This window comes from Burkholderia sp. 4M9327F10 (assembly GCF_005503145.1).
Taxonomy (GTDB): domain Bacteria; phylum Pseudomonadota; class Gammaproteobacteria; order Burkholderiales; family Burkholderiaceae; genus Paraburkholderia.
Map to the genome: position 1 here is coordinate 209,205 of NZ_SCNV01000003.1, position 16,092 is coordinate 225,296.

The 16,092-nt window shown below is 58.1% G+C and carries 17 protein-coding genes and 1 pseudogene; 9 read left to right on the plus strand and 9 right to left on the minus strand.

The genetic code is table 11. From position 1 onward, the window contains the following. Positions 1-2: 2 nt before the first annotated feature. Complete coding sequence (locus FFS45_RS05175; protein ID WP_137953634.1) at positions 3-986, minus strand: DUF1852 domain-containing protein; 984 nt, start codon at positions 984-986, stop codon at positions 3-5. A gap of 456 nt (positions 987-1,442) precedes the next feature. After that, a pseudogene (locus FFS45_RS42255) lies at positions 1,443-1,532 on the minus strand (epoxyqueuosine reductase QueH); the annotation flags it as partial. Positions 1,533-1,688: 156 nt separating this feature from the next. Here FFS45_RS42255 and FFS45_RS05185 point away from each other — a divergent pair. Then, the gene (locus FFS45_RS05185; protein WP_137953635.1) at positions 1,689-2,597 is read left to right on the plus strand and encodes a LysR family transcriptional regulator; all 909 of its coding nucleotides are present in this window, start codon (positions 1,689-1,691) and stop codon (positions 2,595-2,597) included. Between the two features lie 472 nt (positions 2,598-3,069). Here the strand turns inward: FFS45_RS05185 and FFS45_RS05190 are convergent, their stop codons facing one another. Then, the gene (locus FFS45_RS05190) at positions 3,070-3,294 is read right to left on the minus strand and encodes a hypothetical protein (RefSeq protein ID WP_137953636.1); all 225 of its coding nucleotides are present in this window, start codon (positions 3,292-3,294) and stop codon (positions 3,070-3,072) included. Between FFS45_RS05190 and FFS45_RS05195 the strand changes: the two genes are divergently transcribed. From FFS45_RS05195 to FFS45_RS05215, 5 genes are all read left to right on the plus strand, one after another. Then, positions 3,278-3,610: a hypothetical protein gene (locus FFS45_RS05195; protein ID WP_137953637.1), complete on the plus strand. Its 333-nt coding sequence runs from the start codon at positions 3,278-3,280 to the stop codon at positions 3,608-3,610. The genes FFS45_RS05190 and FFS45_RS05195 overlap by 17 nt on opposite strands. Before the next feature lie 490 nt (positions 3,611-4,100). Beyond that, on the plus strand, positions 4,101-4,505 hold the full coding sequence (locus FFS45_RS05200) for a GntR family transcriptional regulator (RefSeq protein WP_212745701.1): 405 nt from the start codon (positions 4,101-4,103) through the stop codon (positions 4,503-4,505). Further along, the gene (locus FFS45_RS05205; protein ID WP_137953638.1) at positions 4,495-5,391 is read left to right on the plus strand and encodes an ABC transporter ATP-binding protein; all 897 of its coding nucleotides are present in this window, start codon (positions 4,495-4,497) and stop codon (positions 5,389-5,391) included. The genes FFS45_RS05200 and FFS45_RS05205 overlap by 11 nt, the downstream gene beginning before the upstream one ends. A gap of 1 nt (position 5,392) precedes the next feature. After that, complete coding sequence (locus tag FFS45_RS05210; protein WP_137953639.1) at positions 5,393-6,913, plus strand: hypothetical protein; 1,521 nt, start codon at positions 5,393-5,395, stop codon at positions 6,911-6,913. 149 nt (positions 6,914-7,062) lie between these two features. Further along, positions 7,063-8,013 (plus strand): SDR family oxidoreductase, encoded by a 951-nt coding sequence (locus FFS45_RS05215; protein WP_249362644.1) that lies wholly within the window; start codon positions 7,063-7,065, stop codon positions 8,011-8,013. A gap of 206 nt (positions 8,014-8,219) precedes the next feature. On the opposite strand, the gene FFS45_RS05220 is transcribed toward FFS45_RS05215, so the two are convergent. The 4 genes from FFS45_RS05220 to FFS45_RS05235 form a co-directional block, all read right to left on the minus strand. Then, positions 8,220-9,221, minus strand: coding sequence for an NADP-dependent oxidoreductase (locus FFS45_RS05220; RefSeq protein ID WP_137953761.1), 1,002 nt, complete (start codon positions 9,219-9,221; stop codon positions 8,220-8,222). A 49-nt stretch (positions 9,222-9,270) separates the two neighbouring features. Then, positions 9,271-10,080, minus strand: coding sequence for an oxidoreductase (locus FFS45_RS05225; RefSeq protein WP_137953640.1), 810 nt, complete (start codon positions 10,078-10,080; stop codon positions 9,271-9,273). 118 nt (positions 10,081-10,198) lie between these two features. Beyond that, positions 10,199-10,807 carry a TetR/AcrR family transcriptional regulator gene (locus tag FFS45_RS05230; RefSeq protein WP_137953641.1) on the minus strand — a complete coding sequence of 203 codons (609 nt, stop codon included), beginning with the start codon at positions 10,805-10,807 and terminating at the stop codon, positions 10,199-10,201. A gap of 121 nt (positions 10,808-10,928) precedes the next feature. Beyond that, a complete protein-coding gene (locus FFS45_RS05235; protein WP_137953642.1) occupies positions 10,929-11,645 on the minus strand; it encodes a GNAT family N-acetyltransferase in 717 nt (238 codons plus the stop codon). Between the two features lie 98 nt (positions 11,646-11,743). Here FFS45_RS05235 and FFS45_RS05240 point away from each other — a divergent pair, with 98 nt between their 5' ends. Both FFS45_RS05240 and FFS45_RS05245 read left to right on the plus strand, forming a co-directional pair. Further along, positions 11,744-12,706 carry a helix-turn-helix domain-containing protein gene (locus FFS45_RS05240; RefSeq protein WP_137953643.1) on the plus strand — a complete coding sequence of 321 codons (963 nt, stop codon included), beginning with the start codon at positions 11,744-11,746 and terminating at the stop codon, positions 12,704-12,706. 42 nt (positions 12,707-12,748) lie between these two features. Beyond that, positions 12,749-13,111: a translation initiation factor Sui1 gene (locus FFS45_RS05245; RefSeq protein WP_137953644.1), complete on the plus strand. Its 363-nt coding sequence runs from the start codon at positions 12,749-12,751 to the stop codon at positions 13,109-13,111. A 78-nt stretch (positions 13,112-13,189) separates the two neighbouring features. Here the strand turns inward: FFS45_RS05245 and FFS45_RS05250 are convergent, their stop codons facing one another. Together FFS45_RS05250 and FFS45_RS05255 are read right to left on the minus strand one after the other, a co-directional pair. Beyond that, positions 13,190-13,951 (minus strand): SDR family oxidoreductase, encoded by a 762-nt coding sequence (locus tag FFS45_RS05250; RefSeq protein ID WP_137953645.1) that lies wholly within the window; start codon positions 13,949-13,951, stop codon positions 13,190-13,192. Positions 13,952-14,015: 64 nt separating this feature from the next. Continuing rightward, positions 14,016-14,909, minus strand: coding sequence for an alpha/beta hydrolase (locus FFS45_RS05255; protein ID WP_137953646.1), 894 nt, complete (start codon positions 14,907-14,909; stop codon positions 14,016-14,018). 235 nt (positions 14,910-15,144) lie between these two features. Between FFS45_RS05255 and gcvA the strand changes: the two genes are divergently transcribed. Further along, positions 15,145-16,032 (plus strand): transcriptional regulator GcvA, encoded by an 888-nt coding sequence (gcvA, locus tag FFS45_RS05260; protein WP_137953647.1) that lies wholly within the window; start codon positions 15,145-15,147, stop codon positions 16,030-16,032. The last annotated feature ends 60 nt before the right edge of the window (positions 16,033-16,092 follow it).

Below are 16,092 nucleotides of genomic sequence, written 5' to 3' on the forward strand. Positions count from 1 at the left end.
AGTCAAAGAGCGTAGTTAGCAGACCACTGCTCAAGAACAGCCTGATATGGTTTGATAAACTGCTCTTCAACAAACCTTCCCTGCTCAATAGCCAGCCGGCTACGTTCTTCTCGATCGTAAACAATCCGGGTTAGCGAAAAATCCTCATGCTTCAAACTTGGCTGATAGGACTTTCCTGCTGCTGAATTCGCATTGTAAATCTCAGGGCGATAAATCTTCTGGAAGGTATCCATCGTGCTGATGGTGCCGATAAGCTCAAGATTGGCATAATCGCCAAGCAGGTCGCCGGAAAAATAAAAAGCCAAAGGCGCAGCACTATTCGGAGGCATGAAATAGCGAACCTTCAGCCCCATTTTTTTGAAATATTCGTCAGTTAACGAATACTCATCCTGCTCATACTCAACGCCTAATACAGGATGCTGATTTTCAGTCCGACGATAGGTTCTGCTGCTCGAAACACTGAGGCATATGACGGGCGGCTTCTTGAAGTTATCCTTGTAAGCGCTTGAATTCACGAAGCACTTAAACAGCTTTCCATGCAGGTCTCCAAAATTTTCTGGAGTGCTGAAATCTGACTGGTTCTTGTTGTGCTCCAGCAATAGCACGCTAAAGTCATAATCTCGCACGTAGGAGGAGAAATTATTCCCTGCAATGCCCTCAATGAGTTCGTTGGTTTTTTTATCAAAAATACTCGTTTTCAATATTTCGATCAAAGGGAGGGTATTGCCACTGCTCTCACCATCAATATTCATCTCAACAGAAATGATTTCAAGTTTGACGGTATAGCGGTCGCCTTTAGGGTTATCCCAATGCGCCAGGGCATTGAAACGATTGTCAATCATCCTGAAGGTGTTGCGCAAGTTCTCCTGGCGGCTGTTTCCTCTAGCCAGGTTGGCAAAATTGGTTGTGATGCGCGTGTTGTCTGAAGGACGATAGTCTTCATCGAAACAAATGCTTTTAATGGCAAATGTAAAATCTTTACTCATTGTGATCTGGCAACCTGATTTCTGAAATGAAGTCAGCAAATACTTCTTGCTTTTTCGGAATTTTATGCGAGGTCATTCATGAATAAAAGTGAATTGATTTCATGAAACCATTAGATATTTTCATGGCATGCGGTCCGTGTTGACTTGCCTGCGGATTTGACCTGGCCGATAGCCTGGAGGCTAGGTCACGGAGCGAGCTTGGCGAATACCTTGTGGGATAGGACGGTTCGCTCGCTTCGGAGCGAATCTGGCGGTCAACTGTGACGGGGAGGGCGCCGCGGCGATTTGGGAGATGCCCCGGACGTTACGCAGCGCGGCGCCGGTTTCGCCCGAATACGGTGTCTTCAAGCCGTTCGGCTTGTTTATCCGGATACAGATGGCGAGCTCAGGATTCCGATGCAGAACCGTCATCCCCGTAGAACTTCACGCCCAACTGGATGCGTTCCCGGCCGCTGCCCACGCGATGCCAAACTTTTCAGCGAAGCGGATCTTTTCATCCTTGCGCAGTTCGTATTCCTTGAGCGGATGAATATTCGGGTTATAAAAAAGATCGTGAAGCCGAAGCCCGGCGCCACCATGGCTTCCCCGGAGCAGAACGTTCAGACGTTGGAGCGATCTTAGGGCTTATCGTCAATGAAGAAAAATGGCATTATTTTATCCGTCCATTAGATTCCTTCATTCTTGTCTGGTTTATCCATTTCCATGCTCGAGCGCGTTCATCTCGTCATCGTTCGCGAAGTGGCCCGTCAGGGCTCACTCACCGCGGCCGCGGAGTCGCTTTTTCTTACGCAATCGGCGTTGAGCCACACGGTCAAGAAGGTCGAGCAGCAGCTCGGCACCCCGATCTGGCACCGCGAGGGGCGCAGCCTGCGCCCTACGCAGGCCGGCCAGTATCTGCTCTCGCTCGCCGAGCGGCTTTTGCCCCAGTTCGAACTCGCCGAGGAGCGCATGAAGCAGTACGCGGCGGGCGAGCGCGGCACCCTGCGCATCGGCATGGAATGCGCGCCGTGCTATCAGTGGCTGCTCAAGGTCGTTTCACCGTATCTGGCGCGATTTCCCGATGTGGACGTGGATGTGAAGCAGCGCTTCCAGTTTGGTGGGATCGGCGCGCTGATCGGTTACGACATCGACGTGCTGGTGACGCCCGATCCGCTCAACCGCCCCGGCCTGCGTTTCGAGCCGGTGTTCGACTACGAGCAGGTGCTGGTGGTCGCGGAAAATCATCGGCTGGCAGGTGAGCGCTATTTGAAACCGGAACAACTGATCGACGAAACGCTCATTACCTATCCCGTGGAAACCGACCGGCTTGACATCTACAACCAGTTTCTACGCCCCGCCGGCATCATTCCGCGACGGCACAAAACGATCGAGACGACGGACATCATGCTGCAGATGGTCGCGAGCCACCGTGGCGTGGCGGCGCTGCCTAAATGGCTCGCGGAAGAATACGCGGACCGCATGCCGCTCGCGACCGTAAAGCTCGGCAAGGACGGCATCGCCAAGCAGATTTTCCTCGGCACGCGCGAGGACGATGCGGTGGTCGATTATCTGAATTCATTCGTCGAGTTCGCGCACGAGTCGAACTGGCAGGCACCGCGCGTACGGCGCTGACCACTGTGGACCTGGCGGCACTGGGCGCAGGCGTCGCACCCAACTCTATCGCGCGCTGTACAAACCCACGAAAGACCGGACGTACCGGTTCAACGCTTTGGGCCAGCGACCAACCATCATCGTTTGAGGCGTTGCGGATAAGGCGGCAATGAACGTCCGCAGTGACGGCCCAAAGCGGCGATACTGAAACGTCGCATGGGTGATCGCTGTGGGTCGACTTTTGCCGGCAACATCGGGCGGCAATCTGGCCAACAAGCGACGTTGGCCGTGCGCTTTTAAGCCGCTTCGAACAATGCGAGTAACCACAACGAGTCGAGTTGAACAGACCGAATCAGTTCACAAGCGGGCAGAACCCAAGTTTGCGTCCCCACATTCGAGGCACTACACCCGCTCAAGAAAAAGCAGGTGTGGCCGATAGTATGAACGGGGGGCGGTTTCGAATCACGCGGTGTTTATAAACATGCTCCATTCTTCACGCGCCTTTAGTCATCAAACTGAAAATGATTAAATCAAAGTTAAAATCCCTGAAAGTGGTTCTCCTTGTTTCGATGTGCGTTTCCATCACAGCATGCACAGTGCCTCCTTTTGCAAGAACGCCTTCGGCCGTTTCCTTCTCACGAGAAATGGAAGGATCTTTTAAGGTGGTGGAGTCTGTAAAAAGCAGGGCTGGATTTTCCCGTATGACGACTTCATTCAACGCTGACGGAACGAGTGGCAACCTCGTTGTCGAGTACTCAGATAAGAAGCCTCCGTTAAATGTTAGTTTGTTCGATTGCGCCTCATTTGCTCGCCACATTCGCCCGGGGTTTATGTATGACGGCGCTGCAGTCGAGCAAGATATACATGAAGTGCGTTGTCGTTCGGTCGGTTCACTTTGGCGCTTCGCCATCTTTGAGAAGGGAACGCCGGGGATGAATATCACTGACAAAACTACCGCTGCGACGGGATACGAATTTGCTTTTACCGTTCCCTTTCCATCGATCTTTGCGGTCCAACCTGATAATCAGATGTAATCGATGAGCCGCGCGCTTTACGTGCATCTGGGGTGTAACCGTGTACCCGCCTTGCGGCGGCGCACCGATCATGTTTTGAGCGACCGTTTTAGGTAAAGCGGAATGGTCGAAACGGGTCGAGCTGAGCCGGCCGCGTCAGGCAGCGCCCGCCCAACAGCCGACCTTCGGCGCCGCGATGAAGATCATGGACAATTTGATCTGTTCCCACCGTCTGCTGGTATCGCCCAACCGAGCTTCAGCCCGATAACAGAACTGCAGTTTCAAACCGGCCGGTTTCTACTTTTAAAAACCTCGCCTACCTGAGGCGCGTGCGATCCTCAATGCTTGCGTTCAGGACGATCAAACATCCTTCTAATCGTTTTGAAGCATTGGTCACGAGTGCCAGCAGACTCGACCGCTTCCCGCCCCATGCGAGCAGACCAAAAACGACCTCCATGACAACGATGAATTTCCGTTGACGCCTTGGTGTACCGTGTGTCACATTATGAATATGACACTATTCGATTACAAACCGCAATCGGGTCAGTCGATATTCGACGCCGTGGTTTTCGCCGCCAAGCGCGCCTTCATCAGCGGCGAATACCTGCCCGGACAGGAGTTTCCGTCGGTGAGGGCGTTGGCGGCAGACCTGAAAATTCACCCAAACACGGCTCACAAGATCGTCCAGCACCTGGTCCACGAAGGCTGGCTGGAGGCGCGGCCGGGGATCGGGACAATCGTCTGCGAGCCGCCCCAGGCGCGCCCGGGCGAAAAGGCGCAGTTGCTGGGCCACGAAGTCGAGGCACTGGTGGTTGGCGCACGTCGCGTCGGCCTGACGCAGGAGGAATTGCTCGGCGCCATCATTGAACGCTGGAACCGGATCGACATAGCGCGGGGAACACAAAATGATGATTGAGGCCCGGAATATCGAGAAGCGCTTCGGCCTGAATGAGGCGCTCAGTGGCTTGAGTTTCTCGGTCGCGGAGGGGAGCGTCTATGCGCTGATTGGCGCCAATGGCGCGGGCAAAACGACCACCATCAAGATGATGCTGAACATTCTGGCGCCGACACGGGGAGAGCTCACATTGATGGGGACGCCATCACGTGAACTGACAAGCTACCACTTTAGCCAGATCGGCTATGTTTCGGAGAGCCAGGTGCTTCCTGGGCAAATGACCGTAGGTGCCTATCTCGACTACCTGAGGCCGTTTTATCCGAATTGGGACGAGACGCTCGAAAGAACCGTGTTGGCGCGGTTCAAGCTGCCGGTGGACCGCAAAATCCGAAGCCTTTCACATGGTATGCGTATCAAGGTCGCGCTTGTCGCGGCCCTGGCCTTCAAACCAAAGCTGCTGGTGCTCGATGAACCGTTCAGCGGCCTGGACCCGCTGGTACGCGACGACCTGGTCGAAAGCGTGCTGAGACATGGCGAAGACCTCACTATCTTCATCTCGTCGCACGAACTGAACGAAATCGAGGGTTTCGTTAGCGACGTCGGTTTTCTTGACCAGGGTCGCCTGCTGTTCGAAGACTCGATCGAGGCCTTGAACGCGCGCGTTCGCCTGATTCGCGTCACGTTGCAATCGCCGGCACGTCCCCCCGATATTTTGCCCAAGACATGGATCGATACCGGCACGTCGGGCAATGTTCTAAGTTTTGTGCATACGGCGTTTGCTGAAGACCGGCTGGCGTCTGAAATCGCCGCTGTATTCGGCGACGTCAGGTTCGTTCAGGCCGAGCCGCTGGACTTAAGGTCGATATTTACTGCGTTCGCGCGGGCCGAACAAATAAAGGGGAGATGATATGTGGCTGCATATTTTGAAAAAAGATCTGAGACTGCATTGGCCGTACGTAGCGGCGGTGTTGGCCCTGAAGATCGCGTCGGCCGGGATAATCCTGCAAATGGGGATTTTCGCCCAGCCGCTGCAAATGCTGTTGCCACACGCACTCATCGATCTCGCGTTCTCTGGCGTGGCAGGCCTCGCTATCATTTTGGTCGTACAGAGCGACCCCGTCGTGTCGAATAATGACGACTGGTTGATCCGGCCGATCCGTCGAAGCGACCTCGCGCTGGATAAGATTGCTTTCGCTGCCCTTGTGACTCTATTGCCGACCTTTGTTTTCGATCTTGGCGTTGGTCTTATGCACGGGCTAGATGCGCTGCCGGCGATTGGTGCGTCGGCCTATACGGCGCTCGTCGTATTCATCTGTGTCGGTCTACCCGCATTGGCCGTCGGTACGATCACGGCTAGCTGGCCGCAGGCGGCAGGCATCGTTTTCGTGATCTTTCTAGCATGGATTGCCGGTTTCATCGTGACCAACGGCGAGATGACTGACCTTGGCAACTGGCCTGTCCAACTGGCGCTCCTGGCTATCCTTGTCATTGCAGGCACGCTCATCCTTTACCTGCAGTACGGCCGCCGGAACACGGCGACTTCGCGTGGCGTCTTCGCCGTGGCAACAATTTGTGCGATTGCGGTGATGTTTACGCCGAAAATAGCCGGCTACGTGATCCAACGCGTCATTGATGATGGCAAAGTGGCGACGACCAGCCCGATCCGCCTGTCGTTCGATGACCAGTCCAAGGCCGATGTGATTGGCAAAGCCCAGCAGTTCATGGGCCCCGTCATCTACGTTCCGCTTAAGGTGGCGGTCGATCCGAACCGTATCGTCACCATCAATAACGTTGTCCTTAGTATCGCCAGCGGCGACGGCAGGCCGTTATATCACGACACCATATCGCTCGCGTCCGGCTATCCGCCTCATCAGGTCAGCAATGTCCTGCGCGACATCTTCGACGGCGCAAGCAATGGCCACAAATCGAACTATCAAGCGGTCAATCTGCCGAGTGACGTATTCGAGAAATTCAAGAACACGCCGGTGCGGTTGTCTCTGACCTATCTACTGAGCTCCTATGCCCCAGCCACAACCATTCAAGCCACGCTGCTTTTTGGCGCCCCACAAAAGGTTGCTGGTTTCGGTGTATGTGAAACACGGCTCAATCCCATCAATGACCAGGTCGTTGACCTCTATTGTTTTCCGGCCACTAATAGCTCAAAGTGCATCGCAGCAACGGTGCTCGATCCCGCCGGTGCTTCGATCGGCGTGCGGCAAACAGGATGTTCGACGACATCTACGCAGTGGGGCCTGAATACGGCGGCTCTGACCGGCCCCGGCCAGTTGGTGGTGGAACTCCCTGCGGCGAATGGTGCCGGTATTCGGCCGCTTGCCCTGACGACCTATAAGGTAGTGGGTCACTTCACCCAGACAGTTGTCCTTCCCGAGGTGAGGCTTACGGATTTGACGGGCTCGGCCGCCTCGTGATGACGCATGTGCGGGTCATACGGTCGGAAAAACGATCGGTTTTTTGTGGAAGGGCGAGAGCCTGTTTGTCCAGAAGTCAGACTAGACGCTCAACCCGCAACTACGCACCGTACAGCGGACAGATGCGTTTGAGCTGAAGCGCCATACTCATGAACTGGATTCATGAGTCTTTGCGCTTTTTGCCGGATAGTCAGATCGCGACCCGGTCGCTACAGTTCGACCACGCGCACTATCAACTCTGTCAAAGCAATTCCCGGACGTCGTTTTGCATCGCGACTGCCTCATGGCTTGACGCTCAACGGCATGTTCTGACAATGACATCATGCCCCAAGAGAACTCATATGAACCCCACTTACGATTTCAAAGGTCAGGTCGCACTGGTTACGGGTGCCAGTTCGGGAATGGGACTGGCGACCGCAAAGGCGTTCGCCGAAGCGGGTGCGGCTGTCGCGCTGGTGGACCGGAATGCAGAGAAGCTGAATGCCGCGACCGCGACGTTGACCGCCTCCGGGCATAGGGCGATCGCGATCGTGTGCGACGTGTCTGATGAAGCACAGGCTAAGGCTGCGGTCGATCGGACCGTCGCTGAGTACGGTCGCCTCGACATGGCCTACAACAACGCCGGTATTCTGGGCCCGATGTGCGAGATGTCCGCGGAGTCGGCCGATGGTTACGACGAAGTGCAGGCAGTAAACCTGCGCGGTATATGGACCTTCATGAAGCACGAACTGCTGCAGATGAAGAGGCAGGGCAGCGGCGCGATTGTGAATTGCTCGTCGCTCGGTGGCCTGGTCGGTTTGCCGGGGCGCGCAGCCTACCATGCCAGTAAGCACGGAGTGATTGGACTCTCCAAGAGCGCGGCTCTGGACGTTGCGGCGCAAGGCATACGCGTGAACGCGGTATGCCCAGGGTGCATCGACACGCCAATGGGCGACGGGATTGATCCGGAGGCGATGAAGATATTCCTTAAAGATCAGCCTATCGGTCGCATGGGCAAGCCCGAGGAAGTCGCTGCGACGGTGCTCTGGTTATGCAGCCCCGGTGCGAGCCTGATTGTCGGCGTAGCATTGCCGGTTGACGGTGGCTTCGTAGCGCACTGAGATTTCGCGTCCCGAAGTCGCTGACGTGTAAGCTGTATTAGCTTGGGCCGGACCTGACAGGCAGTCGGGGAAGTGAATCAGGAAAGGCGATTCAGTGAGGAATCAGTTTCGTCCTGCCAACAGACAGTTGGCGCTGTACGCTGCAACAAGCTCGCGTCGAACAAGCGCCATTGCCTTTACGAGGAAACAGACGGAGTTCCGTCCTTCTATCGCACCTTGATAACAACCTTCCCCTTCGCACGTCCCGTTTCAACGTAAGTCAATGCGTCCGCCGTTGCTTCGAACGGGAATGTCCGATCGATCACAGGCTTTATCGCACCGGCGTCGACGAGCCTGGCAATCTGAGCTAACTGGTCTCCGTCGGCACGCATAAACAGGAATGAATAGGTGATGTCGCGACGTTTCGCCGCTTTTCGGATGCGATAGCTTAGAAAGCGCATCACCGTTTTCAGAAACCACGACGCACCCATCTGCCTTGCAAAATCAGGATCCGGCGGACCGGCGATTCCGATGAGCTTGCCACCCGGCTTGAGCACTTGCAGTGATTTTTCGAGCGTATTTCCGCCTTGCGTATCCAGCACCACGTCGTAGTCTTTCAACACAGCGGCAAAGTCGTCCTTCCTGTAATCGATGACAATGTCCGCACCGAGCTGCTTCATCAATCCGGTATTTGCGGCGCCCGCTGTTGTGGCGACGGTCGCGCCCAGATGCTTCGCCAGTTGAATGGCAAAGGTGCCCACGCCGCCCGAGCCGGCATGTATGAGCACTTTCTGCCCCTTCTTCAGTTGTGCTCGCTCGACCAGAGCCTGCCACGCAGTCAAGCCTACCAACGGGATTGAAGCCGCTTTTTCCATACTGAGCGCTTTGGGCTTGAGCGCCACGGCGTCCTCCCTGATCGCGATGAATTCCGCGAAAGTGCCGATCCGATCTTTGGGCGGCCGCGCATACACCTCATCGCCCGGCTTCAGGCGCCGCACGCGTGTTCCGACGCGGACAACGGTTCCGGCCAGGTCGTTGCCCAGAATCAGTGGCAAGCGATAGGGCAAAATCAGCTTGAACTCTCCGTCCCTGATCTTCGCATCGAGCGGGTTCACGCCAGCTGCGTGAATCTGGATCAACACGTCGTCCTCACCCGGTTCCGGGACCGGCATATCGCCGGCTCGTATGCCATTTTTGCGTCCATATCGATCGACGACGAATGCCTTCATCATGGTTCGTTGTTCCTTGTCGGTTGCTCGTTGTGTGAAGTAATAGCGTCTATGTTGTGAGACGCAGATCTTTGCGAATGCCGGTGTCCACCAGTCCCGCAGGCGCAAATCTGCGTAGCAACCGGAGACGGCCGGCGAGTCCTCCCGCCGCGTAGCGAAGTTTCGGCCGAGCCGCGAGCACGGCCCGCAATACGGTTTCGGCCACAACCTCGGGGCCGTCAGCGCTCTCGACCACTTCCTTGACTCGCTTGTCCACGGCTGTGCGCACCTTGCGGTAAGCGTCGAGGGGAGCGTCGGGCGCCATGAGGTTCGCGTCGAACGCCGTCCTGATGTAGGCGGGCTCAATGACCGATACCCGGATGCCCATCGTGCGCAGCTCGTGATCGAGTGACTCCGAATAGCCCGCTACCGCGTGCTTGGTGGCGCAATACAGCGCCATATAAGGCATGGGCAGGAAACCCAGTACCGAGCCGATGTTAATGATGCGGCCGCGACCTTGTTGCCGCATATGGGGCAGCACGGCACGGGTCATGCGGACAATCCCGAAGAAATTGGTATCGAAGATCGCACGGGCCTGCTCAAGCGAACTTTCTTCGGCAGCAGCAGGGGCGACTCCGAAGCCAGCGTTGTTCACCAGCAAGTCGATGCGACCGTGCAGGCGCAACACTTCCTCGACGGCCGCTTCGACCGATGCATCGCTAGTCACGTCAAGCGGCAGCATCTCGAACGTTCGCTGGCCGGCTTGTGCGCCGCGCCGGCTAGTTCCGTAGACCTTGTACCCGGCCTTGCTAAGGCGGTTTGCCGTGGCTTCGCCGATGCCTGATGAGGCGCCCGTAACGAGGGCTATTCCGCTTTTCATAGTCTGTGTTTTCCCTTAGTGAGGAATGTCTTTACATGGTTAGCCAAGCATTTTCTACAAAAAATATGATGTTCATCATATTTTTGATCCAACAAAAGCGCACACCGGATAAGCGGATTTACTCCCCGGTGGGCGCGTATTTTTTCAATGCAGCTTCAAGAAAACCATCCGAGAGTTTGGGGTCGTCAACGGCGCGCGCCAGCACCATGGTGCCGACCATGGTGGCAACCATCATCAGCGCCTGTTCATGCGCGCCCGGTTGACCCCAATCAGGCAATTGACGCGCCACGACATCGATCATCTCCTTGATGCGGCGCGTGGCCGCGCGCCTTACGACTGGTGCCTGGCGCGGCATTTCCGAGCCAAGGGCGGAGACCGGGCAGCCTGTCTCTATGCCTTCACGGTGCTCCTTCGACAGGTAGGCGCGCACCATCGACGGCAATGCCTGCTCCTGTGGCACAGAGGCGGCGATTTGCTCCGACAGGGCCACCGACTCCGCGCCTGCACGGTCAGCCGCTTCAGCAAGCAGTGCCTCGCGTGACGGAAAGTGCGCGTAGAAGCCGCCGTGTGTCAGGCCGGCCTCCTTCATGATGTCGGCCACACCCGTTCCGTCGTAGCCGCTGCGCCGGATCGCGCGCGCGGCAACCTCGACGATGCGCTCGTGCGTGATCTCCTTGCGGCTGGCAGGTTTCCGATTGAATGATGACTTTTGCATGATGGTCATCATATACCAGTTTGGCGCAATTTGCTTGGCACATCTGCCTACGCGGCATGCAACGGCTGATAAGGGGCGGGCGCTACCAGTTGCGTGCCGCCCTGGTCCAGCATCGCCGCCCCCGGTCCCCCAGCTACGCTTTCGCCTTTCCGAGCACCGTGAGATGCATCTCACGACGTTCCACAAAGCCCAAGGTCCGGTAGAGCTTGATGGCGGAGTGGTTCGATGTGAGAACGTGCAGGAAGGGCGTTTCGCCGCGCGCGCTGATTGCCGCTATCAGCAGCTTCATCAGCCCACCCGCGTGGCCTTGCCCCCGAAATGCGGCATCCACGCACACGGCGCTGATTTCCGTATATCCGTCGAGCCTCATGCGTTCGCCCGCCATTGCGGCCAGCTTGCCCTCCCTGCGCGCGCCAAGATAATCACCGAGTTCGATGGTGCGCGGCCCGAAGGGGCCGGGCTGCGTTGCGCTGGTGAGGGCGATCATCTCCGGCACATCGCCCTCGGCGAGCCTGACGTGTTCCCATGTATTTGCCGGGTCGGGCTTGCCTTGCCAGATCATCTGAAGCAGCGTCGTCTGCCTGATCGCGGAGAAGCCAGCCGGCGGCACGACCTTGTCCGCGGTGACCAACGCAACCGGACCTTGCGCCCCGATCAGTCCGTGCAAGGCTTCGAAAGACGCCGAACCAGGATCGGCCACGGCGGCAAAGGGTGCGATGGCGGCCGGAAACCGAACTGCCCGGTCATCCCCGAGCGCAAAGCGACTCTGCTTGCTGGTGAGCGCGTTCCATACCACGTGGTCGAGCGGATGGGTACCACCGACATCTTTTCCTGCTGCTGCTTCAGACATTGCTTGCTCCTGCGTTGAACGTTTTCTGCCCCGGAGCATAGACTTAAACTCCCCGCAGAAGTAGCATCGCAAATGACATTTTTCGCATCATTTACGCCATGCGTATCCTTGTGTTTTCTCTCGATGGCGTGTTCGATACGGGCATGGCCGTGGTGCTCGATGCCCTCAGGATGGCGAACCGGCTGTCCGCGGTTGCGCATCCCGGTGAGCCGCCGCCATTCGAGGTCGAACTGGTCGGCCTGCGAACCCGGATCAAAACGGGCCTTGGCATGAGCGTCGTCGTAAAGAAGGCGCGTACCATGCCGCCGCCCGACTGGATCGTCATGCCAGCGATCAGTGCCGCAACGCCTGAGGGTCTGGTGGAGTGTCTCGAACGTCCGGCCGTACGGGATGCCGGCGCTCAGTTGCACCATTGGCGGCAACAAGGCGTGCGAATCGCCGCCGCGTGCATCGGCACCTTCCTTCTCGCGGAATCGGGCCTGCTCGACGGGGCGGAGGCGACCACGACCTGGTGGCTCAGCCCGCTATTTCGAATCCGCTACCCCGAGGTTCGCCTCGACAGGGACCGCATGCTCGTCCCGTCGGGACCGTTTGTGACAGCGGGCGCGGCGATGGGGCATCTGGATCTCGTGCTTTGGCTCATTCGGCAAGCGAGCCCTGAACTGGCCACGTTAGTGGCGCGATACATGCTGGTGGACGGGCGGGTGTCTCAGGCGCCGTACATTATTCCCGACCACCTGGCGCATAGCGATCCGCTCATCGAACGATTCGAGCGATGGACGCGCGCCAATCTGGCCACCGGGTTCTCGCTGCAGGAGGCCACCCATGAGCTCGCAACGAGTCCGAGGACGTTGCAAAGGCGCGCCGAAGCCGTACTCGGTCAATCTCCCTTGTCGTACTTTCAGGATCGGCGGGTCGAGCGTGCCAGGCATCTTATCGAAACAAGCTCAATGGATCTGGATTCGATTGCCGCCGAAGTGGGCTATGCAGACGGCGCAACGTTACGAACGTTGCTTCGCCGCAGACTCGGTCGAGGGGTACGCGAACTCCGCTCCAGTTGATCGTCAAGAACCCGAATCTGTATTTCTTTGAGTAAGCCAATCATGAAGAGTAGTCCCAAAGGCGGCCTTGTTTACTCCACCGATGGTGGCCGGATGTGTCCCGAATGCCGGCAGACGCTCGCGGAATGCATCTGCAAGACGGTTGCCGCAAAGCCCCCGGCAGGTGACGGCGTGGCGCGAGTCTCTCGCGAGACTAAAGGCCGAGGCGGGAAGAGCGTGACGGTCGTGAAAGGGCTGGCACTCGATCCTCTCGCCTTGGCCTCATTGGGCAAGCAATTGCGAACGCTCTGCGGTTCTGGCGGAACCGTCAAGGATGGCGTGATTGAAGTGCAGGGCGACCACGGCGAGCGAATCGTCGAAGCGCTCAACAAGTATGGCCACAAGGCGAAGCGGGCCGGAGGCTGATCCTCTCAATGAATGGCGGATACGCCGCGTCCAATGCCGTTTCCGCGCAGCGCAGCCTTCATCGTCGCAGCTCGTCGCTCACTTGCCGCCAGTGACATCGAGGAACGTGCCGGTGATAAAGGACGCCTCGGCACTGGCCAGCCACAGGATTGCCCGCGCAACTTCTTCAGGCTGACCGCCTCTTCCCATGGGGATCGAGTCCTTGACGCGATCCACCCGTCCCGGCTCTCCGCCGCTGGCATGCATGTCCGTGTAGATGTGCCCGGGGCGAATGCAGTTGACGCGTATGCCATCCCGCGCGACTTCTTTGGCAAAACCGGTAGTGAATGTTTCGACGGCGCCCTTCGATGCAGCGTAGTCGACATATTCATTAGGACTGCCGAGCCTGGCCGATGCCGACGAGATGTTGATCACGGAGCCGCCTTGACCGTTGTAACGTCGGGACATCCGCTTCACCGCCTGCTGTGCACAGAGGATAGGGCCGATCGCGTTGACCGCGAAGATACGCTGCATCCGTTCAAATTCGAGGTCCTCCAGCCGGGACTGCCGCGCAAGTACCGCGGCGTTGTTCACCAGTACATCGATCCGGCCGAACTCCCGGTCGATCGCGGCGAATAGCTGGGCGACCTGTTCCGGATTCGCGCTATCGGCGCGCACGGGTAAAGCCCGGCGCCCGACCGCTTCCACATCCGCCGCCACTGCAAGCGCGGCAGATTCGTTGGAGACGAAGCTTATGGCGACATCGTAACCGTCTGCGGCAGCCAGCCGCGCAGTTGCCGCGCCTACGCCACGGCCTCCGCCCGTTATCAGAATGAGCGGGGCCTGCGAGACGGTATTCATTTAGCGAACCTCCATGTAGGGGTGGGATAACAGCTGCGGTGGCCATCGCTCCATGTCCGGAGCGTTAACCGGCCCATGCATTGATGTCGAGAATTGCATCGGTGAATGCTTCTGGCGCCTCCTGCGGAAGATTGTGACCCGCATTCGGCACGACGCGGTTCTCATGGCGTCCAGTGAAGCGCTTTGAGTTCGCCTGTCTTCCCCCGGGTGGCGAGACGCCATCGGCGTCCCCCTCGAGCGTGATCGTGGGCACGGTGATCGACGGCATGGCGGACAGGCGGCGCTCGATATCGTCAAACTGGGGATCGCCGTCGACCAGTCCGAAACGGTGCCGGTAAGAATGGACGACTACCTCGACGAAATCGGGGTTGTCGAACGCCGCTGCCGAGCGCGCGTAGGTGTCGCCGTCAAAGCGCCAGGTCGGCGACCATAGCGACCATAAGAGACGACAGAACTCGCGCCGGCTTTCAGTCAATCCAGCGCGGCCACGCTCGCCATGAAGGTAGTACTGGTACCACATCCGGTATTCCTTGTCGGGGGCGGCTGGCTGCAAGGCGGTGGCAATGTTCTGGATGTTGTAGCCGTTGACAGAGACCAGTCCCCGAGCTCTCGACGGGTAGAGCGCTGCCACGATGCATGCCGCCCGGCCGCCCCAGTCGTAGCCGCCGAGTATGGCCCGGTCAATCTGAAGTGCATCGAGCAGTGCTAACAGGTCTGCCCCAAGCGCCGCCTGCTGCCCTGAGCGAAGTGTCGTGGGCGCAAGGAAGCGCGTAGGCCCGTATCCCCGAAGATACGGGGTGATGACGCGGGCGCCTTGGGATACCAGGCGTGGGGCCACGTCCTCATAGGCATGGATGTCGTATGGGAAACCGTGTAGCAGAACGACCGGCCATCCGTCGGCATCGCCCTGTTCGTCATAGGCGATGTCGAGCAGGCCGGTTGCAATACGTTTAAGCATGGAGTCCTCCTTTGCATGAAATCGTCCGGCCGCTTTCGGCTGCGGATTCTCGCCAATTAGCGAATCTGCGTTAGTCAGCGAAGAGCACGATGCCGCCGGTATAAACGAGCATGCGGGTTTCGGGCCGAAAAGTGAGCGGGGGACGTCATCAATGGTGCGGCAAGAAGAATATCTATCTTGTAGCCGTGCGGCAAACCAGATAAATTGACGAATTGCGTTAGATAAACTATTGCGAATGAAACGGGTATTGCCCCCGCTCAATGCCTTGCGAGCCTTCGAGGCGGCGGGCCGGCTTGGCAGCTTCAAGGAAGCCGCCGCAGAGTTGCATGTGACGCACGGTGCGGTGAGCCAGCAGGTGCGCCTGCTCGAGGAGTGGCTTGGGGCATCCCTGTTTGAACGGCACAACCGGCGCGTGACGCTGACTCCGGCGGCGAAGGCCTATCTGGAGAAGATCGGCCCCGTGTTCGAGCAGCTCTCGCAGGCAACCGCGAGATATGGCGTGTCCGAAACGGTCTCTCAGAGATTGTCCGTGAACGCGCCCGCGACATTCACATTGCGCTGGCTGGTGCCGAGACTGGCGAAATTCCGCGCCGGGCATCCCGACGTGGATGTCAACGTGGAGACATCGAACGAGCCGCTGGAGAGTCTGAAAGAAGACTATGACATCGTCATCCGGGGTGGCCCGGACACGTTCTACGGCTACTCGATGCTGCCTTTCCTGTCCGAAGAGCGGCTTCCGGTCTGTAGCCCGGCGCTTTTGCAGCGAGTGCCGCTTCGATTGCCCGATGACTTGCGGCAACACACGTTGCTGCATACCTCGAGTCTTCCGCGGCTTTGGCCCGACTGGCTGGCGAGCGCACAGCTTCCCGCCCTGAGACCGGCCGCCACATTGACCTTCGACCACTTCTATCTGAGCTTGCAGGCCGCCATCGATGGAATCGGCATTGCGATGGGACCGACGGCGCTGGTATCCGACGATCTCGCCTCTGGCCGGCTTGTCGCGCCGTTTGCCGGTCCTCGCTTACCGTCGCGCAGCTATTGCACTTACGTTCCAAACGGGAAGACTGGCGATGAACGGGTCGTGCTGTTCCGTTCATGGCTCAAGCGCGAGGGGATGGGTTGATAAACGGAGGTTACCGCCTGGATGCGAGTTCACTGAGCGCCCGATAGGCACTGCTGTTTC

Coding starts and splice junctions, on each gene's coding strand:
- FFS45_RS05205 (WP_137953638.1), top strand. CDS start 4,495: ATGATGATTGAGGCCCGGAATATCGAGAAGCGCTTCGGCCTGAATGAG.
- FFS45_RS05240 (WP_137953643.1), top strand. CDS start 11,744: ATGCGTATCCTTGTGTTTTCTCTCGATGGCGTGTTCGATACGGGCATG.
- FFS45_RS05250 (WP_137953645.1), bottom strand. CDS start 13,951: ATGAATACCGTCTCGCAGGCCCCGCTCATTCTGATAACGGGCGGAGGC.
- FFS45_RS05220 (WP_137953761.1), bottom strand. CDS start 9,221: ATGAAGGCATTCGTCGTCGATCGATATGGACGCAAAAATGGCATACGA.
- FFS45_RS05210 (WP_137953639.1), top strand. CDS start 5,393: ATGTGGCTGCATATTTTGAAAAAAGATCTGAGACTGCATTGGCCGTAC.
- FFS45_RS05255 (WP_137953646.1), bottom strand. CDS start 14,909: ATGCTTAAACGTATTGCAACCGGCCTGCTCGACATCGCCTATGACGAA.
- FFS45_RS05175 (WP_137953634.1), bottom strand. CDS start 986: ATGAGTAAAGATTTTACATTTGCCATTAAAAGCATTTGTTTCGATGAA.
- FFS45_RS05245 (WP_137953644.1), top strand. CDS start 12,749: ATGAAGAGTAGTCCCAAAGGCGGCCTTGTTTACTCCACCGATGGTGGC.
- FFS45_RS05230 (WP_137953641.1), bottom strand. CDS start 10,807: ATGATGACCATCATGCAAAAGTCATCATTCAATCGGAAACCTGCCAGC.
- FFS45_RS05195 (WP_137953637.1), top strand. CDS start 3,278: ATGACGACTTCATTCAACGCTGACGGAACGAGTGGCAACCTCGTTGTC.
- FFS45_RS05200 (WP_212745701.1), top strand. CDS start 4,101: ATGACACTATTCGATTACAAACCGCAATCGGGTCAGTCGATATTCGAC.
- FFS45_RS05185 (WP_137953635.1), top strand. CDS start 1,689: ATGCTCGAGCGCGTTCATCTCGTCATCGTTCGCGAAGTGGCCCGTCAG.
- FFS45_RS05235 (WP_137953642.1), bottom strand. CDS start 11,645: ATGTCTGAAGCAGCAGCAGGAAAAGATGTCGGTGGTACCCATCCGCTC.
- gcvA (WP_137953647.1), top strand. CDS start 15,145: ATGAAACGGGTATTGCCCCCGCTCAATGCCTTGCGAGCCTTCGAGGCG.
- FFS45_RS05225 (WP_137953640.1), bottom strand. CDS start 10,080: ATGAAAAGCGGAATAGCCCTCGTTACGGGCGCCTCATCAGGCATCGGC.
- FFS45_RS05215 (WP_249362644.1), top strand. CDS start 7,063: ATGAACTGGATTCATGAGTCTTTGCGCTTTTTGCCGGATAGTCAGATC.